The 24,329-nt window shown below is 50.6% G+C and carries 22 protein-coding genes; 12 read left to right on the forward strand and 10 right to left on the reverse strand.

Annotated elements, in window-relative coordinates; genetic code table 11:
- Positions 1 to 262: 262 nt before the first annotated feature.
- The 4 genes from PsAD26_RS22125 to PsAD26_RS22140 all read right to left on the reverse strand — a co-directional run bounded on the left by PsAD26_RS22125 (position 263) and on the right by PsAD26_RS22140 (position 8,830).
- Positions 263 to 3,400, reverse strand: a complete 3,138-nt coding sequence (locus PsAD26_RS22125) for an efflux RND transporter permease subunit (protein ID WP_063312153.1) — start codon at positions 3,398 to 3,400, stop codon at positions 263 to 265.
- A 24-nt stretch (positions 3,401 to 3,424) separates the two neighbouring features.
- Complete coding sequence (locus PsAD26_RS22130) at positions 3,425 to 4,516, reverse strand: efflux RND transporter periplasmic adaptor subunit (RefSeq protein ID WP_063312154.1); 1,092 nt, start codon at positions 4,514 to 4,516, stop codon at positions 3,425 to 3,427.
- 6 nt (positions 4,517 to 4,522) lie between these two features.
- Entirely contained in the window at positions 4,523 to 5,092 is a 570-nt protein-coding gene (locus PsAD26_RS22135; RefSeq protein ID WP_063312155.1) for a TetR/AcrR family transcriptional regulator, read from the reverse strand.
- A 252-nt stretch (positions 5,093 to 5,344) separates the two neighbouring features.
- On the reverse strand, positions 5,345 to 8,830 hold the full coding sequence (locus tag PsAD26_RS22140; RefSeq protein ID WP_063312156.1) for an indolepyruvate ferredoxin oxidoreductase family protein: 3,486 nt from the start codon (positions 8,828 to 8,830) through the stop codon (positions 5,345 to 5,347).
- Between the two features lie 155 nt (positions 8,831 to 8,985).
- Between PsAD26_RS22140 and PsAD26_RS22145 the strand changes: the two genes are divergently transcribed.
- The 3 genes from PsAD26_RS22145 (at position 8,986) to rpe (ending at position 11,359) form a co-directional block, all read left to right on the forward strand.
- Positions 8,986 to 9,471, forward strand: coding sequence for an Lrp/AsnC family transcriptional regulator (locus PsAD26_RS22145; protein WP_008547660.1), 486 nt, complete (start codon positions 8,986 to 8,988; stop codon positions 9,469 to 9,471).
- 130 nt (positions 9,472 to 9,601) lie between these two features.
- Positions 9,602 to 10,591, forward strand: coding sequence for a hypothetical protein (locus tag PsAD26_RS22150; protein ID WP_063312157.1), 990 nt, complete (start codon positions 9,602 to 9,604; stop codon positions 10,589 to 10,591).
- 99 nt (positions 10,592 to 10,690) lie between these two features.
- Complete coding sequence (gene rpe, locus PsAD26_RS22155) at positions 10,691 to 11,359, forward strand: ribulose-phosphate 3-epimerase (protein ID WP_063312158.1); 669 nt, start codon at positions 10,691 to 10,693, stop codon at positions 11,357 to 11,359.
- Between the two features lie 66 nt (positions 11,360 to 11,425).
- Here rpe and PsAD26_RS22160 read toward each other — a convergent pair whose 3' ends face one another.
- The gene (locus PsAD26_RS22160) at positions 11,426 to 12,193 is read right to left on the reverse strand and encodes an aldolase/citrate lyase family protein (RefSeq protein WP_063312159.1); all 768 of its coding nucleotides are present in this window, start codon (positions 12,191 to 12,193) and stop codon (positions 11,426 to 11,428) included.
- A 166-nt stretch (positions 12,194 to 12,359) separates the two neighbouring features.
- Positions 12,360 to 12,683: a DUF1476 domain-containing protein gene (locus tag PsAD26_RS22165; protein WP_063292757.1), complete on the reverse strand. Its 324-nt coding sequence runs from the start codon at positions 12,681 to 12,683 to the stop codon at positions 12,360 to 12,362.
- Positions 12,684 to 13,039: 356 nt separating this feature from the next.
- Between PsAD26_RS22165 and purC the strand changes: the two genes are divergently transcribed.
- The 4 genes from purC to purQ all read left to right on the forward strand — a co-directional run bounded on the left by purC (position 13,040) and on the right by purQ (position 15,170).
- Positions 13,040 to 13,804: a phosphoribosylaminoimidazolesuccinocarboxamide synthase gene (gene purC / locus PsAD26_RS22170; RefSeq protein WP_008548091.1), complete on the forward strand. Its 765-nt coding sequence runs from the start codon at positions 13,040 to 13,042 to the stop codon at positions 13,802 to 13,804.
- A gap of 210 nt (positions 13,805 to 14,014) precedes the next feature.
- A complete protein-coding gene (purS, locus tag PsAD26_RS22175) occupies positions 14,015 to 14,254 on the forward strand; it encodes a phosphoribosylformylglycinamidine synthase subunit PurS (RefSeq protein WP_057462573.1) in 240 nt (79 codons plus the stop codon).
- A gap of 91 nt (positions 14,255 to 14,345) precedes the next feature.
- On the forward strand, positions 14,346 to 14,453 hold the full coding sequence (locus tag PsAD26_RS30265) for a phosphoribosylformylglycinamidine synthase-associated small membrane protein (RefSeq protein WP_193757775.1): 108 nt from the start codon (positions 14,346 to 14,348) through the stop codon (positions 14,451 to 14,453).
- 45 nt (positions 14,454 to 14,498) lie between these two features.
- Positions 14,499 to 15,170: a phosphoribosylformylglycinamidine synthase subunit PurQ gene (purQ, locus tag PsAD26_RS22180; RefSeq protein ID WP_063292758.1), complete on the forward strand. Its 672-nt coding sequence runs from the start codon at positions 14,499 to 14,501 to the stop codon at positions 15,168 to 15,170.
- A 68-nt stretch (positions 15,171 to 15,238) separates the two neighbouring features.
- On the opposite strand, the gene chrA is transcribed toward purQ, so the two are convergent.
- Both chrA and PsAD26_RS22190 read right to left on the reverse strand, forming a co-directional pair.
- Positions 15,239 to 16,465: a chromate efflux transporter gene (chrA, locus tag PsAD26_RS22185; protein WP_063312160.1), complete on the reverse strand. Its 1,227-nt coding sequence runs from the start codon at positions 16,463 to 16,465 to the stop codon at positions 15,239 to 15,241.
- 89 nt (positions 16,466 to 16,554) lie between these two features.
- A complete protein-coding gene (locus PsAD26_RS22190) occupies positions 16,555 to 17,367 on the reverse strand; it encodes an AraC family transcriptional regulator (protein WP_063312161.1) in 813 nt (270 codons plus the stop codon).
- A gap of 147 nt (positions 17,368 to 17,514) precedes the next feature.
- On the opposite strand from PsAD26_RS22190, the gene PsAD26_RS22195 reads away from it, so the two are divergent.
- Positions 17,515 to 18,051, forward strand: coding sequence for a peroxiredoxin-like family protein (locus PsAD26_RS22195; RefSeq protein ID WP_063312162.1), 537 nt, complete (start codon positions 17,515 to 17,517; stop codon positions 18,049 to 18,051).
- Between the two features lie 64 nt (positions 18,052 to 18,115).
- Here PsAD26_RS22195 and PsAD26_RS22200 read toward each other — a convergent pair whose 3' ends face one another.
- Positions 18,116 to 19,168, reverse strand: coding sequence for an FUSC family protein (locus tag PsAD26_RS22200; protein WP_063312163.1), 1,053 nt, complete (start codon positions 19,166 to 19,168; stop codon positions 18,116 to 18,118).
- 9 nt (positions 19,169 to 19,177) lie between these two features.
- Positions 19,178 to 20,161 carry an HlyD family secretion protein gene (locus PsAD26_RS22205; RefSeq protein WP_208985808.1) on the reverse strand — a complete coding sequence of 328 codons (984 nt, stop codon included), beginning with the start codon at positions 20,159 to 20,161 and terminating at the stop codon, positions 19,178 to 19,180.
- 285 nt (positions 20,162 to 20,446) lie between these two features.
- Between PsAD26_RS22205 and PsAD26_RS22210 the strand changes: the two genes are divergently transcribed.
- From PsAD26_RS22210 to grxD, 4 genes are all read left to right on the forward strand, one after another.
- On the forward strand, positions 20,447 to 21,037 hold the full coding sequence (locus PsAD26_RS22210; protein WP_208985809.1) for a hypothetical protein: 591 nt from the start codon (positions 20,447 to 20,449) through the stop codon (positions 21,035 to 21,037).
- Between the two features lie 224 nt (positions 21,038 to 21,261).
- A complete protein-coding gene (gene purL, locus PsAD26_RS22215; RefSeq protein WP_063312243.1) occupies positions 21,262 to 23,466 on the forward strand; it encodes a phosphoribosylformylglycinamidine synthase subunit PurL in 2,205 nt (734 codons plus the stop codon).
- A gap of 113 nt (positions 23,467 to 23,579) precedes the next feature.
- Entirely contained in the window at positions 23,580 to 23,813 is a 234-nt protein-coding gene (locus tag PsAD26_RS22220; protein ID WP_057462580.1) for a BolA family transcriptional regulator, read from the forward strand.
- Between the two features lie 130 nt (positions 23,814 to 23,943).
- Positions 23,944 to 24,279: a Grx4 family monothiol glutaredoxin gene (grxD, locus tag PsAD26_RS22225; RefSeq protein WP_063292763.1), complete on the forward strand. Its 336-nt coding sequence runs from the start codon at positions 23,944 to 23,946 to the stop codon at positions 24,277 to 24,279.
- Positions 24,280 to 24,329: the final 50 nt, after the last annotated feature.

Consider the following 24,329-nt stretch of genomic DNA (forward strand, 5'->3'; position numbering starts at 1 on the left):
TTTCCGTTAAGGTAACGATCCACATAGCAACGCGAACCAACGTACAAAAACGTTAAATTGCGCAAAACAACGCAAATTCGCGCAAAGTGCCTGATCAAGTTGTTGTGGGGAGTGCCGTGAAGGCAAAAAAGATGCGCCGCCTCTGGTGTTGGGGGCAGAGGCGACGCGGGGGAGCAAAGGACGGAGTGTGCGGTAAATATACGCCGCCCCTTGCTTTTCTCATGGGCCTTCCCGGTTTTAGGTAACCGGGAAGGCCTTTTTCTTAAGCCGGTTCCGGCTCAGCCTTCTGATCAATGGAAGGTTTTTCTTCCAGTTTTTTCAAAGACTTCTCTGCCTTACCTTTGCCTGCACCCTCACCTGGATGGATGCGGTAGAAGATGATGAAAAGCAGCGGAACAGCCAGCAATGTCAGCAGCGTCGCAAACGTCAGACCACCCATAATGGTCACAGACATACTCGCGAACATCGGATCAACAATCAGCGGAGCCATACCAAGGATCGTTGTGATCGCTGCCATAGACACCGGACGCAAACGAGAAACACTTGCGTTGACAACAGCTTCAAACCGGTCTCCACCATGCTCCAACTGCAGGTCGATCTCTTCCAGAAGCACGATCGCATTCTTGATCAACATACCTGACAGCGACAACACACCAAGGATCGCCATGAAGTCGAGCGGCATACCGGTACCAAGCAGACCAATCACAACACCATTGATAGACATCGGTACGATCAGCCAGATGATGAGTGGTTCCCGCACCTTAGAGAACAGCAGGATGGAGATAACAATCATCACGAGGAAGGTAACAGGCACCTTACTGCCCAGCGACGCATTCGCATCCTGAGAGTTCTCGTACTCACCACCCCATTCCATGGAATACCCATCAGGAAGTGGAACACTTTCAATCGCACCCCGAATTCGAGCATGAGCAACCGAAGCTAACTCATCCGGAGCACTCGCCCCAAGCACACTCAACGTCTTCACACGATCCCGACGACGGATCAAAGTATCCTCAGCTTCAGTAGAGATGCCGGAAGTCACCTGATCAATCGGCACATACTTGCGCTGCTGAGAGCTCCAAACCAGTGTGTTTATAAGGGCTTCGGACGCAGTCTCACCTTCGCCGCGCTTACGTTTCACGATGATCGGAATGTCTTCATCCAGATCACGATAGTCGCCTGCACGGATACCATCAGAGGTAAACTGAACCGCGGTTGAAAGGTCCTGTCTCGTGATGCCAGCAATACGAGCACGCTGCTCATCAAACTTCGGATGCATCACCAGCTCACGTTCACGCCAATCGGTACGAACATCACTCAAGCGGTACTGAGGATCCTTGAAGATCTGGATCATCTCTTCAGAGATAGCACGCAGAACGTCAGCATCTGGACCAGTGATACGAGCTTGAACATCAGCACCAGACGGCGGACCAAACACCAGCCGCTCGGTATAAACTTGTCCCTGAGGCAACTCAGCAACACCGAACGCACGGATCTTCAGTGCAAGATCATTAATGATATCAGTGTTTTCAGTTCGAACAATCACCTGACCATAGTTGGAGCTACCGTCTTGAGCTGAGTAAGTCAGCATAAAGCGGGTCGCACCCTGACCAATGAAGGAGTTGGTTGAAACGACACCTGGCAAAGACAGGATCTCGTTTTCCAGCTTCTCCATATCACGCGCAGTCGCATGAATGTCGGTACCATGCGGCAACCAGTAGTTCACGTAAAACAGCGGTGTCGCAGAGTTCGGGAAGAAGGAGTTTGCAACAAACTGGAAGGACCAGAAGCAAACCACTGTCACACCGATCAGAGCTGCCAGAGACAACCAACGCAGTTTCAGCGTCAGCACCAGGATCTTACGGAACATGGTGTACATGAAACCGCGGTAAGGATCATGCTCATCACCGGAGATGGCAGCCATCTTGAAGAAGTATTTACCAAACAACGGCGTAACGAGGATCGCAAACAACCAGGACATCAACAGGGAGATGCCAACCACAGCAAACAGCGAGAACATGAACTCACCGGTACTGTCACTGGAAAGACCAATACCAGAGAACGCCATGATGCCGATGACTGTCGCACCCAGAAGCGGCCATTTGGTCTGCTCAACAACGGTCGACGCAGCTTTGATAGGCCGCATACCGCGTTGCATGTTGATCATCATACCTTCGGCAACAACAATGGCGTTGTCCACCAACATACCCATGGCAATAACAAGCGCACCAAGCGAAATACGCTCAAGCTCAATACTGCCCAGCTTCATAATCAGGATCGTTGACAAAACGGTCAGCAACAGAACCGAGCCAACCACCACAGCAGCACGCCAGCCCATGAAGATGCCGAGCACCACAATCACGATAGAAACAGACATTACAAGGTTCCAAACAAAGGAACCAACGGCCTGATCAACCACTTTGTGCTGCTCGTAGATAGGGATGACTTCCATGCCAATAGGCAGGTTCGCACGCAAGTCATTCAGATGCGCTTCAACGTCTTGCCCAACGGCCACAACGTTTGTGTCTTCAACAGCAGCAACACCAAGGGTAACCGCGCGCTGGCCGTTATGACGAACCAAAACCTTCGGATTTTCAGGCTCTTGTACAGAAAGTGTCGCCACATCGGACAAACGAACCATCGCAGTAGAACCCGGATTACCGATCACGAGGTCCTGAATACTACGGTAGCTGTCAAAGGCAGAAACTGTCGAGATACGAATGCGCAGATCACCGGATACGGTCGTACCGTTCGCTTGGATAGCGTTTTCTGCATTCAGCACATTCTGTACGTCTGCAATGGTAATTCCCAGTTGCGCCAACCGGTCCTGATCCATCGCAATGATGATCTCATCCTCAGGCTCACCAAGAATAGAAACCTTCGCAACGTTATCGACAGTCAGCAATTCACGGCGCAGCTCTTTCACGGTCTTACGGATATCCCGGTTGGAGTATCCATCAGCCGTCAGAGCATAGTACATGCCGAACACATCGCCGAAGCTGTCATAAACAATCGGAGTGCGGACACCATTTGGCAGGTTTGGCACTTCGTCGTTTACTTTACGACGCAGCTCATCCCACACCTGAGGCAGCTCAGTGCCATCATAGATGTCTTTCATTTCCACCTGAATACGGGAGAGACCCGGTTCAGAGGTACTACGAACTTCTTTCAGCTGAGGCATCTGCTGAATGGCACTTTCAAGCCGTTCAGTAACTTCTTCCTCAACTTCCGCAGCGCTGGCACCCGGATAAGAGGTGATCACCTGTGCTTCTTTAATGGTAAATGCTGGATCTTCCAGTCGTCCAATGCCGCTCAAGGCCCAAATGCCCCCAAGAAGAGCAATCAGAACAACCATCCAGACATTGACCGGCTTCTCGATCGAGTAGCGTGCAATATCCATATCAATAACTCCTAGACGCTACTCTTACAGCTTAGGCACGATCAGCTGATTTTCGCTCAGGTGGCTCACGCCAGCCGTTACGATCATCTCGCCGTCTTTCAAGCCCGAAAGCACTGGAATGAAGCTTCCAAGCACAGTTCCAAGCAGAACCTTACGACGACCAACCCGCTTTTCGCTTTCATCAACAACCCACACATAAGGGCTCTTATCTGGAGAAGACCCAACTGCAGATGTCGGTACGAAGAAGGCGGTGCTCTGAGCTTTATCAAGACCGTTGAGCTTAACTTTTACGCTCGCAGTCATGCCTGGAATGATGTTGTAACCATCGTCATTGTTCATAGCCAAAGTCACACGATAGGTCTGAGCAACCTTGTCTGCTTCCGTGCTGTGCTCGCGATATTCCAATGGGAACACCTTACCTGGATGGGAAGGGAACTCAGCAGTCATCTTAAGAACAGAGGATTCAGTCGCCTGAGCAAACAGAGTTTCAGGAACGTTGATATCGATGCGAACTTCACTCACATCCTGCAACCGGGCAATGCTGGTGCCAGCATTGATGATCGCATAATTATCAAGCGAACGAGAGGTCACGATTGCATCGTAAGGCGCAACGATCTTCGTATAACCAAGGTTTTGCTTGGCTTTATCAAGGGTCACTTCGGCAAGATCAAATGCAGTCTTTGCATTATCGTACTGACCTTCAGAGATAACCTGCTTGTCTTTCAGTGTTTCAAAGCGCTTCAGGTCTTTCTTCTTTTGTTCAAAGTTGACCTGAGCTTCGCGAACAGTGTTTTCGTAGTCAGTTGGATCAAGCGCGGCAATCAAATCGCCTTTTGCAATGCGTTGCCCTTCAATGATTGGCATTTCAACAAGCTGACCAGACACACGAAACGCCAGATCGACGGTCTGAACTGCATCGACACGACCAGTGAAATTACGCGTAAAGAGATCATCAATCTCAGAAACAACCATGACACGAGCAGGACGAGGAGCAACCGTTTTCGGCGCTTCAACAATTTCTTGCTCCTGACAACTTGCAAGCAGCAGAGCAAGTGCCCCAACAAAAACAGGAGCACTCAGGCGTCCTATTCTACTTTTTCCGCTTATTTTTTGCATTTTACCTTAGTTTCCAGCTTCAGCGTTCAATTTGGCGTACCGGTCATTCTGGGAGGTGATTTCCAACACGCGATCAATAAGTCCATCGATTTCGTCAGTGCTGCAGTGTTCAATGCCCAGCGCCTGGCGATAATAAAGTCCGTCAATTATGAGCAAACACATGTGGCCCATAACCGGGTCACTAACCTCACCACTGATTGCACGTCCGAACTCAGTACTCATATCCTGAAATTCAGCAACCAATTCGGGCTCTTGAGCTGCAAGAGCAAACAAGGCTTTCGGAGCAGTTTTCTCTCTGTATTCCTTGTAGATCTGGAAGCTTGCCCGCAAAATGGGACAGGCAACTCCCTGCTCTGTCAACTTGTCGCTCAGCGTGTACGTCCGTTCGCGAACCTCAGAGACAACTCTGCGGATCACACCCAGCAACAGCTCATGCTTGCTCCGGAAATTGTAAAGCACTCCGCCTTTGGACATGCCGGCCTCAGCCGCCACGGCATCAATGGTCAGCTTACGAGTTCCTTCAATGCAAACCAGACGCTCGACTGCATCCAGGATATGTTCTGCTGTTGTTTCCACGCTGGTATCCCTCTCCTCTAACCGGAGCCTGTACCGTCTGGTCGGTTTTTGTACCGTCCAGTCGGTTTTTGTACCGTCCGGTCGGTTTTAGAGGAAGACCAAAAAAAAGACAAGTTCGAATTTTGAGAAAATTGAGATAGCTGCCCGTGGGAAAACGCATATCAAGAATTAGTTCACGTAACTGTGACTTGAAACACAAAATGCCGACCCTTTTCAGAGCCGGCATTGTTTGTTTTCCGCCAATAACGAAGGTTATTCGGCTGCTTCTTTAAAGGTGACTGTTGTCGGGTCTTCTTCAAGTCTCCCAAGAAGCTCTTCGCGCCTGAGTTGCGCAAGCTTCAGGTTCTCGTCCTTGATCGGACCATAGCCCCGAATAGAATCGGGCAAATTGAGAAACTCACGTAACAATCCGTAATTGGCCGTACCAAGTTTTCCACCAGCCAAAAAGAGATCTTCCTGGTACTGCTTGAGCAATGCTCGCTCGTCTTTACGCTCCCGTGCATACCCAAATGGATCAAGCGCAGTACCGCGAAGGCTCCGCAGGGAAACAAGCATCTCGAATGCCTTGAAAATCCAAGGACCAAACGCCCGTTTCTGAGGTCGACCAGTCTTTGGATCTGACTTACCTGGCAGGAACGGAGGAGCCAGCATCAACTGCAACTCACCTGGATCCGCGAACTGGGTTTCAAGATTCTTACGAAATTCTGGTTCACTATAAAGACGTGCAACTTCATACTCGTCTTTGTAAGCCATCACCTTGTAAAGCATCTCAACCGCAGTATGCGTCACCTCAAGAGAGCCCGGACCAAACTCTTCATCCCGCGCTCTGATCTCTGAGATCTTGTCGAGATACTTATTGGCGTAGGCTTTGTTCTGGTAGGCGGTAAGCTCTTTCGCGAAGAAGGCAGTCTTCTCGTCCAGTGACATCACCTTCACAGCTTCCTGACGTGGAAGAGCTGCAAAAATAGCATCTGGATTGGAGTAAAGAACACGGCCTGCATGGAAGGCATTGATGTTCTTCTCAACAGCTGCACCATTCAATGAGATAGCATTCTCAATGGCTTGTGCTGTAATTGGCAAAGTACCAGCCTGATAAGCCAACCCGATGAGCATCATGTTGGTGTAGATCGTATCACCCAGCAGCTTCTCAGCAATGTTCGCCAGATCATGCGCTCTCAGATCAAGCGTCCCCTGTTCCAGCGTCCGCTTCATCTTATGCTCATCAAAGGAAAGCTGCTGCTTCATCACAAACTCAGAGGTCGGCGTGACGTTTGTATTCACAAAGCCATGCGTCCTGCTCTTATGATAAAGGGAAAGCTGCTCAGCCTTACTTGCAACCAGCATATCACTTGCAATCAGCACATCCAGCTGTGCAGGCGGCACACGCGGCCCTTCAATTGTGTCACTCGCAGCAGCAAAGCGCACATGGGACGTTACAGGTCCCCCCTTCTGAGCAAGACCAGTCATATCGAGCGTAGACGCTTTGATCCCGTCAATATGTGCCGCCATTGCGATAATCGCGGAAATGGTCGTAACACCCATACCACCGATACCGGCGACCAGCAGGTTGTGCGTGTTCTCCAGTGATGGCAGTTGAACGTCTGGCAGCTGCTTCACAAACTCATCAAGCGCGAAATCAGCAGGCTTTGCCTGACGCAGCTTCGAACCCTTCACATAAACAAAGGATGGGCAGAACCCCTTTACACAAGAGAAGTCCTTGTTACAGGAAGACTGATTGATACGGCGCTTTTCACCAAACACCGTCTCAACTGGCTCAACAGAAAGACAGTTGGACTGCACAGAACAATCACCACACCCTTCACAGACACGGTCATTGATGAACAAACGCAAATCCGGATCAGGGTACAACCCTCTCTTCCGGCGGCGGCGTTTCTCGGCAGCACAGGTCTGATCAAACACGATTGCAGAAACACCTTTGAACTCTTTGAGTTCGTTCTGCACCTTCATCAGATCATCACGGTGATGCACAGGCTCGGTAACGGCAAGATCCTGACGGCCAGAGTAGTCCTCTGGGTTCTCGCTAAGCAGAACAACCTTCTCAACCCCCTCAGCATGCAGCTGATTGAGAAGCTGCGGCACGGTAAGAGACCCATCGATCTCCTGACCACCCGTCATCGCGACAGCATCGTTGTAAAGGATCTTGAAGGTGATTGGCACACGCGCAGCAACGGCCTGACGGATCGACAGAATACCGGAGTGGAAATAAGTTCCATCCCCCATATTGGCAAACACATGCTCATCACGCGCAAAGTTCGCTTGTCCCACCCAGAGAGAACCTTCACCGCCCATGGCAATCTGGCCATCAGTGGTTCGGCCATTAATCTCGGTCATCGCATGACAGCCGATGCCCGGCATCGAGCGAGACCCTTCAGGCACCACAGTCGATGTGTTGTGAGGGCAACCAGAGCAAAAGTAAGGGGAACGCGCTGCAAGTTCGCCATTTCCCTGAGCCCACATCTGTTGACGCATCATGGAATCAGCAACAGAACGCATCTCGTCATTGACGTATTCCTGAGGCAGGAAATTCATGATCACGCGGATCATCTCATCAATGGATAGCTCCAGAACATCAGAGAGCAAAGGCTCCCCTTGTGCATCTTTCTTACCAAGGATCTTCGGCTGCTGATCACTCGGCCAGTTGTAAGCAATCTCTTTGATTTGTGGCTCAATAAACGCACGCTTGTGCTCCACTACCAAAATCTTTTCAACGCCACGCGCAAAACTTGAGAACGCTGTTGGCTCCAGCGGATAAGGCATACCAACCTTATAAACCGCCAGCCCAATCTCCTTGGCCCGCTGATCTGTAATTCCCATAAGGCGAAGCGCCTGACACAAATCACGAAACGCCTTACCTGTTGCAACCATGCCAATACGCGGCTTCTGCGCACCATAGGCAACATGGTCGAGACGATTCGCCTTTGCATACGCCAAAACCGCAGGCATGCGGATGTCACGCAATAGTCGTTCTGTCTCCAGCCTGTTGCCAAGCAACAGCACTCGGTTCAACTCAGCATTCTTACGTGGATCAAACGCAGCAGGGCGTGAGAATGCCATACGCCTTGGATCAACAGAAACAACACCAGATGCATCCATCGTATCTGCAAGGCAAATCAATGCACTCCACAGGCCGGTGTAACGGGACATCTCAAACCCATGTAAGCCAAAATCCAGAACTTCTTGAATGTCAGCCGGATTGAGAACCGGAATTTCTGCGTGCTGGAAAAAAAACTCGCTTTGAGCAGGCAAAATGGAAGATTTTGCCAGATGGTCATCGCCCGCAAGTGCCACAACTCCGCCATTTGGGTCGGTTCCAGAAGCACTTGCCTGATGCAGCACATCACCTGCTCTATCTACACCTGGTGCCTTCCCGTACCAGATGCCGTAGACGCCATCAAAGGCTGAGCCCTTGCCGTGCTGTCTGACTTTTTGAGATCCCCACACCGCTGTGGCGCCCAGTTCCTCATTCACTCCCGGTTGAAACTGAATATCCAGCGGATCGAGATATTGACGTGATCTTTGAAGCTCCGTGTCGTAACCAGCAATTGGAGAACCGCGGTATCCTGAAATAAAACCGCCTGTTTTCAATCCCTTAGCACGATCTAATCGACCGCGATCCAACGCCAGTCGTACCAGTGCCTGAATACCATTTAGGTAAACATTGCCTGTTTCAGCTGTGTATTTGTCATGTAAGCTGATCGGTGGCACACTTACGTTCATTCAATGAGCTCCTCTCCCATCATGGCTGTGGACGGTCCCCCCCGCCAAAACCAATTCTTTCGTCCTAACCCATAGTGATCCTTTTTTTGCGTGCTTTCTGTGCTATCCTACCGACAAATACGTACTCAGTCGAAAAATTATTCCTAAGAGGGCACATGAGCGAAAATTCCTTATTGGACCCATCCGACATCCGAGTTCTGCGGATTCTGCAAAAAGATGCATCCCAATCCATCGCAGATATCGCTAAAGAAGCCGGTATGAGCCAAACTCCTTGTTGGAGGCGAATTAAGAAACTCAAGGAGACTGGCGTTATCAAGCAGACGGCAGCGCTGGTTGATCGCGAAGCAGTCGGTCTTGGCTTTCTCGCATATGCTTTTGTTAAGCTCACTGTACCCAGCCGCGAGAACATGGAAACATTCGACAGGCTAATTGGGGTATGGCCCGAAGTTGTTACATGCGAACGCATCACCGGCGCAGTGGACTATCTCATCAAAGTGGTCGCCACAGATATAAAGTCCTATGACGACTTCCTCCGTTTGAAACTTCTGGACAACGCTCTGGTTTCAGATGTTCAGTCACGCATTGTAGTTTCGACAATTAAGGAAACAGTTGCGTTACCTCTTAAAGAGTTTGTCAGCTAAGGTTTCTTGTCCAACCTAATCGGAGTTAGTTTACGCGCAGTCGCCGAAACTCCGAAATGTTTGCTCAAACTCGACTGATATGGTTTAGTCGCGCGATCTCTTGCACTTAAGTTTTCGCGTGGACTAAACATTGCCTTCCCCCACATTCGTTATAAGCGGCCTCAAGCTGATCAACTCACTCCTGCGGTTTCTGGGGCGAAACGGCACCAATGCAGTCGCCATCTCTATCTTCCTTGGCCTTTTCCTGCCCGGAATTGCCGAAGCCCTGCGTATCCTTCTGACGCCCGCAATCTTTATTCTGCTAACCCTGAGCTTTATTCGTGTAGACAACGCGGCTATCGCGCAACAACTCACACACCCTCTTCCGGCAATTGCCGCAATGTTATGGCAAATGCTTATTCTTCCACTGTTGGCAACTCTCACCTGTCTGATGATCGGACTGGATCAGATCGACCTCGGAGTGCTCACAGCACTATTTATGGTGTCCGCAGCTCCACCCGTTATGTCTACGCCGATCTTTATCTGGATGTTTGGCCTCAACGGAGCCCTCGCCCTCACTATTTCAACCCTGTCATTGATCATCGCTCCACTCAGCACCGCTTTGTTTGCCTATCTATTGCTGCCGGATACACTTCAGGTCTCCCCATTATCACTGGCAACCAACCTGACGATGTTCCTGATCGGCTCTGCGGGGCTTGGGCGTCTCCTCTATTATCTTCTTGGTGCCAAGCGGATCACCGAGGCGACAGATCACATCAACGGACTAAACTGCATCGTTCTTTTTATCTTTGCGGTTGCAGCGATGGATGGTGTCACCAGCTTTGCACTCACTGCGCCTTTCAAAGCCGCTGCTCTGTTTGTCGGCGTATTTGCCATTGCCGCCCTGCAGTTGCTCGTGACCTTCCTGATCTTCTCACCAGCCGGACGGCAAACAGCATTCATCGCAGCTTATGGCACTGGAAGCCGTAATCTCGGTTTAATGGTTGCGGCACTCGGGGGGACAATTCCAGAATTGGCTTGGCTCTTCTTCGCCTTTGCTCAGTTCCCGATTTATCTGCTTCCATGGATCCTTAAACCCGTTGCGATACTCATTGGTAAGGCAGAGACGGCAACAACCTAGGCATAACGGGGGCAAGCTGCGCTGTTCGCACCACTTGCTTCTCATGTGTGTCCATGTTAGCCGCACAACAAATTGGGCACATCTAGGAGAATCCCTGCTATGGCACAGCCGCTCGTTATCGCCCCTTCCGTTCTCGCCTCAGACTTTTCTAAGCTGGGGCAAGAAGTTCGTGATGTTGTTGAAGCTGGAGCCGACTGGATCCATCTGGATGTCATGGATGGCCACTTCGTTCCAAACATCACGTTTGGTCCGGACGTCATTGCAAAGCTCCGCCCTCACACTGATAAGGTCTTCGACGCTCACCTTATGATTGAGCCATGTGATCCGTACCTTGAAGCCTTTGCAAAAGCAGGCTCGGACTACATCACAGTTCACGCCGAAGCCACCACCCACCTGCACCGCTCCCTGCAGGCAATCCGCAACCTGGGCAAAAAAGCAGGCGTTTCTCTAAACCCAGGTACACACGAAAGCTGCCTTGAGTACGTTCTGGACAGCGTTGACCTGATCCTCGTCATGACCGTGAACCCCGGCTTTGGCGGACAGAAGTTTATCCATTCTCAGATTGAGAAAGTCGAGCGCATCAAGAGCATGATCGGCGACCGCCCAATCCGTATCCAGATTGATGGTGGCATCACCCCTGAGACAGCTCCATTGGTCACAAAAGCTGGCGCTGACACACTGGTCGCAGGCTCCGCGGTCTTCAAAGGCGGCACTGTGGAGAGCTATCGCGAAAACATCGCAGCAATCCGCGCAGCTACCCAGGTCTGATTTTTTGATCCTGAAATGCAAAAGGCCGCCCCAGAGGCGGCCTTTTTTGTAGGTATAGTGACCTTCTTAATCCAATGAACTTGCAGCTTCTGCAGCCGCATTGATGAACAAGGTCGAATCCGTCCCAAAGGTCATAAACTGATAACCAGCCGCCTTTGAATGCTGAAGATGCCCTTTGGAAACACAATAGATCCCGGCAATCTTCCCAGCTGCACGAGTTTTCTCGGCTATATCTTTCTGCATTGCCAGAGAAGCATCAGAAACAGGTTCCACGCGCTTCCCGCCAGAAACAGTCAATGACAGGTCAGCAGGCCCAACAAAAATGCCATCCAAACCATCAACAGCCAGAATGTCTTCAAGCGCTTCATAGGCCTCTGGCGTCTCAATCATGGCAATTGCGAGCGTCTTTTCATCAGCCGCAGCGAAGTAATCATCCATGGAAACACCAGTTGCCATAGTTGCCCCAACAGCACCATAGCTACGCGCACCCAACGGCGGGTACTTGCAGAATTCCACCAGCTTCTTTGCGTCGTCCACTGAGTTGATCATCGGCGCGATAATCACTTCAGCACCCACATCCAACAACCAGCTGGCATTTTTAAAGTCGTCGACACAGATTCGTGCAACAGCATGCCCACCACCATTGATGACCTCTTTGATAGAATCACGTGCTTCAGCGGTGGTCAGCAAACCATGCTGCAAATCCAGCGTGATTGCTTTGTAGCCGCCTCTTAAAAACAGATCAGAAAAAATTGGAGAAGGCAGGCTTGCCCAAGCGCTTACAATGGTTTGCCCTGCTCTCAATTTCTCCGCCAGACACTTATTCTCAGTCATCCAATGCCTCATCTGATTAAGCACAGGCACCAACAAACCACGCAGCACCAGCTCTAAAACACAATTATCATTCAAACAAAAAAGCCGTCTCCCTGACAATATCAAGGGAAGACGGCAAATTCTCTAGTTAAGGGCTCTCTTAGTGAGCCTGCTTAAGAAGTGCAGCTTATGCTTCCTCAGCAACTTCCTTTTTCGCAACAGCCATCAGCTCTTCCATAGTGCGGCGAATCTGGTGTTCAGACTGCTCAACACTTGCATCTGCAAAATCTTTGGAAATACGAGCAAAAATGTCTTCGTCGCCTGGCTCTTTAAGATCCGTTTGGACGATCTTTTTGGCGTAATCTTCTGCGATGTCTCCGGCCAAACCAAGCTTCTCAGCAGCCCACTGGCCCAGCAGCTTATCGCGCCTTGCAGTAGCCTTGAAAGCAAGCTCAGAACCCATTGCGAAACTGCCTTCAAACGCATCAGCTCGTTTGTCAAACGTGCTCATCTATTCCCTCCTAGCTCAGACAATGTAAAAAGGTCCCTCCCCTCTTACAAGCCACGCTATAACTTACGTAAATCATTGTACGCAACTTCTATTTGCAGGTCAAAAGCCATTAGTTGTAGTCAGCAGCATTTCAGAGAGCGTTGACGCCATTCGAATTACCCATTTGTGCTTTATCAAAAAGTCGGTTAAGTTCCGCGCCGCATAGCGGGATCGCGATTTTCGCAATGACGAAAGATGCGAAAACCAGTGCTGGAGGGTCATTCGCAGCATTTTTGCTCGAATGTTTTGCAAGGCAAGTGGTTTTAGCCTCGACGTCACCCGTACGACTTGTTCTACAAACGCAATGGTAAGTGCCTATGAACCGCCGTCGGCGAATTTACGAAGGCAAGGCCAAGATTCTCTATGAGGGTCCTGAGCCGGGAACGCTGATTCAGCACTTCAAAGATGATGCTACAGCCTTCAACAACGAAAAGCATGAAGTCGTTGATGGAAAGGGTGTCCTGAACAACCGGATTTCTGAGTACATTTTCAACAATCTGAATAACATGGGCATTCCAACCCATTTTATTCGCCGGTTGAACATGCGCGAGCAGCTGATCCGTCAGGTCGAAATCATTCCGATCGAAGTCGTTATCCGCAACGTTGCTGCAGGTTCTCTGTGCAAACGCCTGGGATTGGAAGAAGGCACTCAGCTTCCACGCTCCATTATCGAGTTCTACTACAAGAACGACGAACTTGGAGATCCGCTGGTTTCTGAAGAACACATCACCGCTTTTGGTTGGGCCGCTCCTCAGGAGCTTGATGACATCATGGCACTCGCCATCCGCATCAACGACTTCCTGTCCGGTCTGTTCATGAGCGTCGGTATTCGCCTCGTTGATTTCAAGATCGAACTTGGACGTCAGATCGAAGGCGACATGATGCGTATCGTCCTCGCGGACGAGATCTCTCCAGACAGCTGTCGCTTGTGGGACACTTCCACAAACGACAAGATGGATAAGGACCGGTTCCGCCAGAACATGGGCGGCATGGTTGAAGCCTATCAGGAAGTAGCCCGCAGGCTTGGTATCCTGATCGACAACGACCGCCCGGGACATTCTGGACCAGTGCTAGTCAAATAATCAATGAACGGGCCCCTGCGGCCCGTTTTGCATTTTTGGGGCAAGCAAACTACCGCACGGGTATTGAACTATCTCACTACCTGCGCTCATTTTCACTTCCCCAGTATAGATTCCCGCGTTATGAACGCGCGCAAAGAACGGATTTTCGCGGCAGGCGCAATGCAAACCGCTTGAATCTCTCATTTTGGTAAGGAAGGACCAGTTAGAACCATGAAGGCACGTGTGACCGTCACTCTTAAGAACGGTGTTCTCGATCCCCAGGGCAAAGCAATCGAAGGCTCCCTTGGTTCTCTTGGTTTTGAAGGCGTTGAAGGCATCCGCCAGGGTAAAGTGTTTGACCTTGAACTGGCAGATCGCACCGATGCTCAGGCAAAAGCTGACATTGAAGCCATGTGCGAGCAGCTACTGGCAAACACCGTCATCGAAAATTACTCGATCGAGCTTCTCTAGAGCGCGTTCCATGTGATTGAACTCAATCACATGACAAGAATTCGCTCAAAAGTAAGTTGTAACCGATAGCAGAATCTGCGAGGGCATAAACGTGCAAGACGATACAGGCCGGATCATCCGGTTCATGGTTATCAAAGCGATCATCTTTATTGGCTTGCCCGCTGCCCTCTCTGTTCTTGCGGTGTTTTTACTTCTGTAAAATCTCGTCTGTAACAAGCGGCCCTCCATCCAAGAGGAAACATTCATGAAATCCGCAGTGATCCTATTCCCCGGTTCCAACCGGGATCGCGATATGATCAAAGCGCTGGAGCAGATCTCCGGCCAGTCTGTTGCCACGGTATGGCATACTGAAACTGAACTGCCAGAAGCAGACCTTTATGTCCTGCCAGGCGGCTTCTCTTACGGCGATTACCTGCGCTCAGGTGCGATTGCAGCACGCTCCCACATCATGCCAGCTCTCAAAACTGCAGCAGATCAGGGACGTCACGTTCTCGGCGTATGTAACGGTTTCCAGATGCTGACTGAGGCAGGCCTGTTGCCAGGTGCGCTGATGCGCAATGCATCCCTCCACTTCGTGTGTAAGGAAGTTATGCTGGAAACCACCAGCACCAACAGCGCCTTCACATCGCACATGGAAAAAGGCAAAGTTTGGCGCTGTCCGGTGGCACACCATGACGGTAACTACTTTACTGATGCTGAAACCCTGAAAGAACTTGAAGGCGAAGGCCGCGTCGCATTCCGCTATGCTGACGGTACCAACCCAAATGGTTCTCTCAACGACATTGCAGGCATCACCAGTGCCAAAGGCAACGTTCTCGGCATGATGCCTCACCCGGAAAATCTTATCGAAGATCTTCATGGTGGCCTCGAAGGCCGTGCTCTGTTTGAAAGCGTAATGCAAAGCCTCGCTGCTTAATCAGCAAAGCAAACAAGTTTTAGAACCCGGGATGCTCAGCACTCCGGGTTTTTTATTTTCTGAAGTCCTTAAATGAACGCAAAGCCAATCCCGGTCAGGCCGAGCAGCACCACAACCACCCATGGCGGCGACTTGAAGGAAACCAGCAGAACAAATCCGCAAAGCGCAGCTGCAAAGTCTTTCGCCTCAAGGATCGCACTGGTCCAGACAGGCGCATATAAGGCCGCTCCAAGAACACCAACAACAGCCGCATTTGCACCAGCCATGACGCCACGTGCAGAAGGTGTCTGACGCAGCACGGCCCAGTAAGGCAGACCGGCAATCAGAAGCAACGCCCCCGGCAGGAAGATGCCCAGCAACGCTATGCTTGCTCCAATCCACGCTGCATAGCCAGTCTGCATTTCAGCGCCCAGATATCCAGCAAATGTAAACAAAGGCCCCGGCACGGCTTGCGTCGCGCCGTACCCGGCAAGGAAAGAGCTCTCACTCACCAGCCCTTTACCAACCACCTCGGCTTCCAGCAGTGGCAACACCACATGCCCTCCACCAAACACGAGCGAACCAGAATGGTAAAAGCTGGCAAACACACCCAGCAACGGATCAACAATAACATCACTCAGAACGGGCAGACCAAAAAGCAACACAGCAAATAAAATGACAGAAAGCAGCCCAACCCGACGTCTAGGAGCAAATAGAACCTCATGCACCTCGGCTTTGGGTTCTGAGCGACAAAACAAGAAGCCTCCCAGCCCACCAGCCACAATCGCCGCGATCTGCCCGCCGGCACCACCGAAGGCAACAACAAGAACCACGGCCAAAACAGCCAGTCCGGCTCTGAGTTGATCCGCACAAAAATTGCGTGCCATCCCCCAGACAGCCTGAGCAACAACGGCAACTGCCACCAGTTTGAGGCCATGGATAAGCCCCATGCCGACAGGCCCTTCAAAAGCACTTGCCCAATAGGCGAATCCAAAGAGCAGCAACGCTGAAGGAGCCGTAAAAGCGAAGAAAGCAGCCAACGCGCCCAGAGGTCCGGCCCGCATAAGTCCAAGTCCAAACCCAACCTGACTGCTTGCCGGCCCCGGTAAGAATTGACACAAAGCAACCAGATCGCCATAGGCTTCTTCAGAAAGCCATTTCCTGCGCTTTACGATCTCTTCACGAAAATAACCCAGATGAGCAATCGGCCCACCAAATGAGGTTAAGCCCAGCTTGAGGAAGGCAAAAAAGACTTCCGATGCATGACCTTTGGCAGGTTCTTCCATCAGATTAGTTGGACGTTCTGTAAAACTCATGGACAGCTCAATCGTATTCTCAAAAGAAAGCGGAGCAGCATATAAAGCAGAGATGTGACATTAGGACAAACACGCAGAGTGCATCTGCACTAAGCAGCCACAACTGTTTTCAATGCAACATTGCGAGGAAGCTCATTGTAGCGCCGTTGATAGGCTCGCGACAACGCCGTCGGTGAGGCAAATCCAACCCTTGCAGCAACACTTTTCAAAGGGCGCCCAGCTTCCAGATCCAACTTAGCTAATGCCAGTCGCCAGTTACTCAAATACGACCCCGGCGTCTCACCCATGATCTCCTTGAAGTGCACAGCAAACTGTGTGCGCGACATGCCAGCAACCTCAGCAAGACTTTCCAGACGCCACTGCTTGGAAGGGTCTTCGTGGATCGCAACAAGCGCTTGCGCCAGATTGGGGTGAGCCAACCCGGCAATCAAACCACTGCAAGCAACACCGGATCGCACAGCATGCCGTAGCAACCGGATCACCACCACTTCACACAAGCGGTTGATCACGGCAGCACTTCCGCACCGCGGTGAAAGCACTTCTTCCACCACCAATGCAGCAAGGCTTTCCAATTCAGGTGCATCCTTGAGATAGATCTCCACGTAGTCAGGCAAAGCAGTGCTCAACTGAGATCCCGGCCCGCCGAACTCAACCCGAGCACCGGCAAGAACAACAGTATCCTCGCAGATGCGCTTAACTTCAGTGGGGTTGTGAGGGCTAGCAGGAAGAAACACAAGTTTCCGGAAACCTTGCATACACCGAAGAATAAAAAAGTTGCCCTGAAGCACTTCATCCTCAGTGTTTTTAAGAATATGAGCCTCCACCTTAAAGCGTTCAATAAGCGAAGAAAGGCGATCGTATCGCAGTTCTCTCGGTTTCACCTCAGCTAGCTCAGTGGCCATATCCGAACTCTCAGTCAGTTATTTCGAACAAAAAGCAATTAAACGTTCAATACCATATTAGGTACAAATCGACCACTGCTAATTGCCCTTTCAAAAAATCGAATTGAGCAAAGCTACAAAAAGAAAATTTAGCTCAGGAGAATAAAAATGCTTATCCCTCGCAAGCCAGTCCCAAGCTTATCTGCGAACCTCGTTGGTGGTGGTACATTCGATCTTTCAACCGACGCTTCTGACTTTGCCACTCTGGTTGTTTTTTACCGTGGCTTGCACTGTCCTATTTGTGCGACCTACCTGAAAGAACTGGAACGCCTCACACCAGAGTTTGAGGAACGTGGCGTAAAAACCATCGCCCTCTCAACCGATACAGAGGACCGCGCCCAGACATTTTCCAATGCGATTAAAGCAGACAAACTGCGCGTTGGTTATGGCGTTACTCTGACAAAAGCACGTGAATGGGGTCTGTTCATTTCAGCAGGTCGCGGAAAAACGTCTATCGGTATCGAAGAACCAGGTCTCTTTGCTGAACCAGGTCTGTTCTTTGTAAGGCCTGACGGCACACTCTACTTCGGGAATGTGCAGACTATGCCATTTGCACGTCCTGACTTTAAACCAATGCTCGGTGCTCTCGACTTCTGCATCAAGAATGATTATCCCGCTCGCGGTGAATACACCGGGGCTCTTTAATCAATTGTACCACAAACACTTTTCTTGATGCACAGAGAGGCTGCGATTTCGCAGTCTCTCTTTTTTATGGCCTTTTGGCTGCAGCCTTACGAGCCTTCTTGCGGTTTATATGCTCAATGTCAGGAAAATCTGCTCCCTGCCAGATACGAACAACAACCAGAACAATAATCGCAATAACAGCCCCCAAAATCACTCCAACAAGTCGGTCGATTACTTGATTGAAATTATCGACCGGTCCGGCAGAGGCCAGTGCCGCGATAACAAATGCATAACCACCCTGGGTACCTGCATAGGCCCAATAGCTCTTGCCATGATGCACCGATGCAAGAAAAAACAATCCAATTGCTAACAACAGGGCCCACCAGAAAAAAGATTGCAGCCCAAGACCGATGAGCCCAAATCCCATAAGCCCTCCAATGAAACAGCCTAGACATCGGTTCAGGGCAAATTTCTTCACTGACACCACCGGCCCGTAGAGCACGACAAGCGAAGTGATGATGATCTGCACCATGGCTGCTAAATCGTGTCCCACGTAAACAATTGGTGCAATCATCGCGACAGCCGCACCACTCAGGCACAGCGCAAACACCCAACTCTTGTCCATACTATCAATATTGGGTGTCAAAAAAGGACCAACGCCCACACCAATTGAGGTCTCTTCTAGGAAGAAATAGGAGACCACGGCCGCCGTAATAACGCCAATTGAAACTGTTATCGTCCGGTCAACCATCAAGTAGAACAGTCGATCAATTTCGATGAGCGAGATGTAGATAGCCAACATCGCAGTCACAATACCCATCAACCATGCATAGGCGTAGTTTGGACTCGCCATACGTTTATAAATCGCAAGTGCTGCCAAAGAACCTACCGCAATCATCTGAAAAATCTCGTAGTTTTTGACTGCAACTGCTATCCAGTATCCAGAAAACCCACCTGAAATCGTCCCAATGACACGCTGCATTCCTTTGCGCCATACATTGGTCCAGTCTGCATTCGCCACCGTCATGGCTGACATGGCAGCCCACCACGGATCATCTGCATCCACCAGCAGCGCGATGATAGAGGCCAGAGTAACCATCAGACTTGTGCGAATTCCAAAGGCATAATTGAAGAACATCGCGCCTCCCTAATGCAGAAGGAAGATGCGCGCATCTCCCCCATGCATTGGTTTGTGATCCTTCAAATACGCACCCATGTCGATCTCAACAGGAAATCTTTGTGAGAGTCTGATCCAATCAGTTGTCAGAGGAATATATGGCAGCACCCGCGGCCTCTCATCCATGCGCGAAACGCCTCGTCCAATGGACCTTACCGTACCTTTGTGGATGCGATAGGGATCACTGGAAACCTGGAAATAGACTGTCTGACCGGGTGTCAACCTTGCTGCATGTCGCTCAATCAGGTTAGCGATAATCCTCCAGTTGCTGTTTGTGATAAGTGCCAGTTGAGGCACACCTTCCAGCACATAGTTTCCAGGGTTAACCGAGTACTCGCTCACAACTCCATCAACCGGAGACAAAAGCGAAGATTTGCGAAGATTATATTGCGACAGAGCAGTGGCAGATTTTGTTGCGTCATAGGTGGACCGCATCACTTCAACCTGGTGTGTTGCTGCACGCAGCATATCTCTGGCAGAATCTGTTTCTGCATTCGCCTCTTCCAGAGAAAGTGTAATGTTGTCAAGACGTTGCTGGGTCACGAAGCCGTTGTCTGTCAGCTCTTCAAAACGCTGCTGTTGTGCAGATAGGTTAGCAACCTTTGCAACAGCTGCCGTCACAGATGCCTCAACAACCTGAACTTCCGCTTCAGAACGACGAAGGTTTGCAAGAGCAGTCGCTTCATCAGCACGGGCTTGTTGAACCGCCAGAGCGAATGGTTCCGGGTCAATCTGCATCAGCAGCTCACCCGCTCCCACTTTCTGGTTCCGGTCAACAGGAACTTCGGTAACAAACCCAGAGATTTCAGGAGATACCAAAACCACATCTGCGGAGACATAAGCATCAGCGGTGTAGGTGAAGAAGTAATCTATGATCATATAAGCGCCGATCAAGGCGCATGCGCCTATGATCACCTTGATCGGACCACTTATTTGATAAATGCCTCCAGGCACCCTTTATCTCCGCTCACCTGACACTACGCAAAACATAAATATCGGCGAATTCTTGTTAGACAAACCAGCGTTAAGCACCGGCAAAAGGCGCCCATTTGGAGGCACGAGAAAGCATCGCAAATGAGGGTTTTAAAAACGTGAAAACCATCCCTCTAAATTCAAAGTAGGTAGTAAATACAGCAATTTAACGAATATTTCTAAAGTGTAAATTTTAAACACACGCTCATTGCAAGCTACGAAACAGAAAGCTAACCAGCTCTCAAAGCTTCCATTGAAAACTGTTCAGTGGATGTGATTGCATCTGTCAAAGAGTATGCAGTTTACGGAAAACAACCCAACACCGAAGAAAGAAAACCAATGGCCCACTTTCGGAAGTCAGTCTCTGCATCATCAACGTTTGCAGCAGTGTTTTTCTTCTTGATAGCCTCATTGGTCTCCGCTCAAGCTGAGCAGATAGATGTTCGAGCAGCAAGTTTCGCACAGACAGGACAACTGGCGACTTTTGGACTCTATAACAACGCAATTATTACCGACCAACTCAACCTTAAACGCATCAACGCAGACTACGTTTTCATGGGGGCAAATCCTAAAGATCCGTTCGAGCTGGTTTCAGGTAGCTGCTTTGGTGGCGCACTCGTGCAGAATTCAAAAATTCAGGGCGGTGGCGTGTGCAGCCTTAAAGACAAAAATGGGGCCCCTTTTGCCATCAGCTTTGAAGTCTCCACGATTGAAGGTGGCAAATATTCCGGGACGTGGGCAATTCTGGGTGGCAGTGAAAAATGGGCCTCCGCTAAGGGCAGCGGTACCTGGAGCCGTTTCCAACTTCCCAACATGCACCTTTCCGTTACTGACTTAAAAGGCGAAGTCACTTTTTAAGGGTTACGCAACAGCACCTCTATGGTGAATAATTTTGCAGGTAGGTCAAAAGTTTGGCACTTGCATACTAAAGTACCTGAAGTGTACTTCCAGACATCATTTTATCGCGGTTCTGGCGCAAAAATCGCAAAAATTCGGTGTCCTGATGTTTCCTTTTCACTATGAATCCTGTTAAGCAGCCCGTGACATTTGGCCCCGGCGCACTGCGCCCAAATTTTCTGAGTGTGATGATCCAAAATAGCGTCAAGATCACCCCCGAACTCATTGAGGCCCACGGTCTTAAGGAAGATGAATATGCTCGCATCCTGGAGCTGATTGGCAGAGAGCCAACCTTCACCGAGCTTGGAATTTTCTCCGCAATGTGGAACGAGCATTGCTCCTACAAATCCTCCAAGAAATGGTTGAAGACACTCCCAACCACCGGACCTCGTGTTATTCAAGGACCGGGCGAAAACGCAGGCGTTGTTGACATCGATGATGGGCAGGCAGTCGTCTTTAAGATGGAAAGCCACAACCACCCATCCTACATCGAGCCATATCAGGGCGCGGCAACTGGCGTTGGTGGTATTCTGCGCGACGTGTTCACCATGGGTGCACGTCCGGTCGCAGCCATGAATGCCCTGCGCTTCGGTGAACCAGATCATCCACGTACCCGTCACCTCGTGTCAGGGGTTGTGTCTGGTGTAGGTGGATACGGCAACTCCTTCGGTGTCCCGACAGTGGGCGGTGAAGTTGAGTTCCACAAATCCTACAACGGAAACTGTCTCGTCAATGCATTCGCAGCTGGCCTTGCCGATTCCGACAAGATCTTCCTGTCTGAAGCAAAAGGTGTAGGCCTCCCGGTCGTGTACCTTGGTGCAAAGACAGGACGCGACGGCGTAGGCGGCGCCACAATGGCATCCGCTGAGTTCGACGATTCCATCGACGAGAAGCGTCCAACCGTTCAGGTCGGTGATCCATTCACTGAAAAGTGCCTGATGGAAGCCTGCCTTGAGCTGATGAAGACCGGCGCGGTCATCGCTATTCAGGATATGGGCGCTGCTGGCCTCACCTGCTCCGCTGTAGAGATGGGCGCGAAGGGCAACCTCGGCATTGATCTGGACCTCGACAAAGTCCCTGCCCGCGAAGAAAACATGACTGCCTACGAGATGATGCTCTCTGAAAGCCAGGAGCGGATGCTCATGGTTCTTGAGCCATCCAAGGAAAAGGAAGCCGAAGCCATCTTCACTAAGTGGGGACTGGACTTCGCAATCTGTGGCGTAACAACAGACACCCTACGCTTTGTAGTGAAGCAGCACGGTCAAGTCATGGCCGATCTGCCAATCAAAGAACTTGGTGACGAGGCTCCTGAATATGACCGTCCATGGACGCAGTGGGCTGAGCCAGAAGAACTTGCAGCTACCACCGTTGACGAACCAGCAGACTACAAAAAAGCCCTGCTGAAGCTTATCGGCGGAGCTAATGGCTCCTCCCGTCGCTGGGTCTATGAGCAATACGACACCCTCATTCAGGGCAACTCCGCAGCAACTCCGGGCGGCGATGCTGGTGTAATCCGCGTAGATGGCACTGATAAAGGCCTCGCATTCTCCGTAGATGTGAACCCGCGCTACTGCAACGCAAATCCTTATGAGGGCGGCAAGCAGGCGGTTGCAGAAACCTACCGCAACCTGTCAGCAGTTGGCTCCCTTCCGCTGGCAATCACTGATAACCTGAACTTCGGCAATCCTGAGAAGCCAGAGATCATGGGCCAGTTCGTTGGCTGCCTGAAGGGCATTGGTGAAGCGTGCGAAGTGCTGGAAACCCCAATCGTCTCCGGTAACGTGTCTTTGTACAACGAAACCTACGGCGAAGGTATTCTTCCAACACCTGCAATCGGTGGCGTTGGCCTGCTGAAAGACGTAACCAAACGCGTTGGCAGTGCATTCGTTAGCACTGGTGAAACAATCGTCGTGCTGGGTGGCAAAGGTAAACACCTCGGTTCATCTCAATATCTGCAGGAAATTCTGGGCAGCGATGAAGGCGCCCCTCCTCAGGTAGACCTTGAAGTTGAGAAGCTGACAGGTACGTTCGTACGCGAAGTTATCACCGAAGGCCGCATCACAGCAGCTCACGACATCTCATCTGGTGGTCTTGCTGTTGCACTTGCTGAAATGGCAATCAAAGGCAAGCTCGGCGCTGATGTAAAAATCACTGGCGAACATCCTCATGCCATTCTGTTTGGTGAAGATCAAAGTCGCTATGTTGTGACTGTGGCAGAGGAAAAGCTCGCTGCCTTCTTGGAAGATGCGATCGACGCTGGTATCAGCACAGAAGAAATCGGTAAGACAGGGGGTGATACTCTTGTTCTTGGTGATAAAATCAGTGCGTCAGTTGAAGAGCTGAACAATGCTTTCGAGGGATGGTTCCCGCATTTTATGCAGGCGAGCTGATACTCGTCCACCGAACTGCTAAACTGAGTTCTAAATAAGATTCGCTTCCCTCCTCATTTGGGTGAGGGAAGCAGCCAAACAGAAGTAACCCAGTCGGGCAAGGAGGCATACCCATGGCCATGGACGCAGGCGAACTACAAAACCTTATCAAAGAGGCTTTGCCAGACGCACACGTGGAAATCAGAGATCTGGCAGGTGACGGCGATCATTACGCCGCTGTCGTTATCTCGGAGAGTTTCCGCGGTAAATCCCGCGTACAGCAGCACCAGTTGGTGTATCAGGCTCTTAAGGGTAAAATGGGCGACGATTTGCACGCATTGGCGTTGCAGACCTCCGCTCCGGAATAACAAAACTAAGGCAGTGCGACCTTTTTCTTGCATTATCTCTGCAAGTTCCCATATGAGTGCCGCACTACGAACAATATACAATCACGGTCACCGGGCTTTGACCCCGGTCGAGCGAAAGGAACTCGACGACATGAGCGATATCCAAAGCTGGATCAAAAACGAAGTAGAAAACAACGATGTAGTGCTCTTTATGAAAGGCACTCCAAACTTCCCACAGTGTGGCTTTTCCGGCCAATCTGTGCAGATTTTGGATTACATCGGCGTAAAATACGTCGGTCATAACGTTCTGGAAGACGATAGCCTCCGTCAGGGCATCAAAGATTATAGCCAGTGGCCAACAATCCCACAGCTCTACGTCAAAGGCGAGTTCGTTGGTGGCTGTGATATTATCCGTGAGATGTTCCAGTCTCAGGAACTTCAGGCTCTGTTCTCAGAAAAAGGCATCGAGATCGCACCAGCTGCGTAAATCTCTGCTGAACATAAAATTCATAAAACGGGCCTTCCATTGAGGGCCCG

Source organism: Pseudovibrio sp. Ad26 (genome assembly GCF_001623285.1).
Lineage (GTDB): Bacteria > Pseudomonadota > Alphaproteobacteria > Rhizobiales > Stappiaceae > Pseudovibrio > Pseudovibrio ascidiaceicola.

What these genes read in the sequence shown, in the direction of transcription:
- PsAD26_RS22125 (WP_063312153.1), bottom strand. Translation starts at nt 3,400, where the DNA reads ATGGATATTGCACGCTACTCGATCGAGAAGCCGGTCAATGTCTGGATG.
- PsAD26_RS22130 (WP_063312154.1), bottom strand. Translation starts at nt 4,516, where the DNA reads ATGCAAAAAATAAGCGGAAAAAGTAGAATAGGACGCCTGAGTGCTCCT.
- PsAD26_RS22140 (WP_063312156.1), bottom strand. Translation starts at nt 8,830, where the DNA reads ATGAACGTAAGTGTGCCACCGATCAGCTTACATGACAAATACACAGCT.
- PsAD26_RS22145 (WP_008547660.1), top strand. Translation starts at nt 8,986, where the DNA reads ATGAGCGAAAATTCCTTATTGGACCCATCCGACATCCGAGTTCTGCGG.
- rpe (WP_063312158.1), top strand. Translation starts at nt 10,691, where the DNA reads ATGGCACAGCCGCTCGTTATCGCCCCTTCCGTTCTCGCCTCAGACTTT.
- PsAD26_RS22160 (WP_063312159.1), bottom strand. Translation starts at nt 12,193, where the DNA reads ATGACTGAGAATAAGTGTCTGGCGGAGAAATTGAGAGCAGGGCAAACC.
- PsAD26_RS22165 (WP_063292757.1), bottom strand. Translation starts at nt 12,683, where the DNA reads ATGAGCACGTTTGACAAACGAGCTGATGCGTTTGAAGGCAGTTTCGCA.
- purC (WP_008548091.1), top strand. Translation starts at nt 13,040, where the DNA reads ATGAACCGCCGTCGGCGAATTTACGAAGGCAAGGCCAAGATTCTCTAT.
- purS (WP_057462573.1), top strand. Translation starts at nt 14,015, where the DNA reads ATGAAGGCACGTGTGACCGTCACTCTTAAGAACGGTGTTCTCGATCCC.
- purQ (WP_063292758.1), top strand. Translation starts at nt 14,499, where the DNA reads ATGAAATCCGCAGTGATCCTATTCCCCGGTTCCAACCGGGATCGCGAT.
- chrA (WP_063312160.1), bottom strand. Translation starts at nt 16,465, where the DNA reads ATGAGTTTTACAGAACGTCCAACTAATCTGATGGAAGAACCTGCCAAA.
- PsAD26_RS22190 (WP_063312161.1), bottom strand. Translation starts at nt 17,367, where the DNA reads ATGGCCACTGAGCTAGCTGAGGTGAAACCGAGAGAACTGCGATACGAT.
- PsAD26_RS22195 (WP_063312162.1), top strand. Translation starts at nt 17,515, where the DNA reads ATGCTTATCCCTCGCAAGCCAGTCCCAAGCTTATCTGCGAACCTCGTT.
- PsAD26_RS22200 (WP_063312163.1), bottom strand. Translation starts at nt 19,168, where the DNA reads ATGTTCTTCAATTATGCCTTTGGAATTCGCACAAGTCTGATGGTTACT.
- PsAD26_RS22220 (WP_057462580.1), top strand. Translation starts at nt 23,580, where the DNA reads ATGGCCATGGACGCAGGCGAACTACAAAACCTTATCAAAGAGGCTTTG.
- grxD (WP_063292763.1), top strand. Translation starts at nt 23,944, where the DNA reads ATGAGCGATATCCAAAGCTGGATCAAAAACGAAGTAGAAAACAACGAT.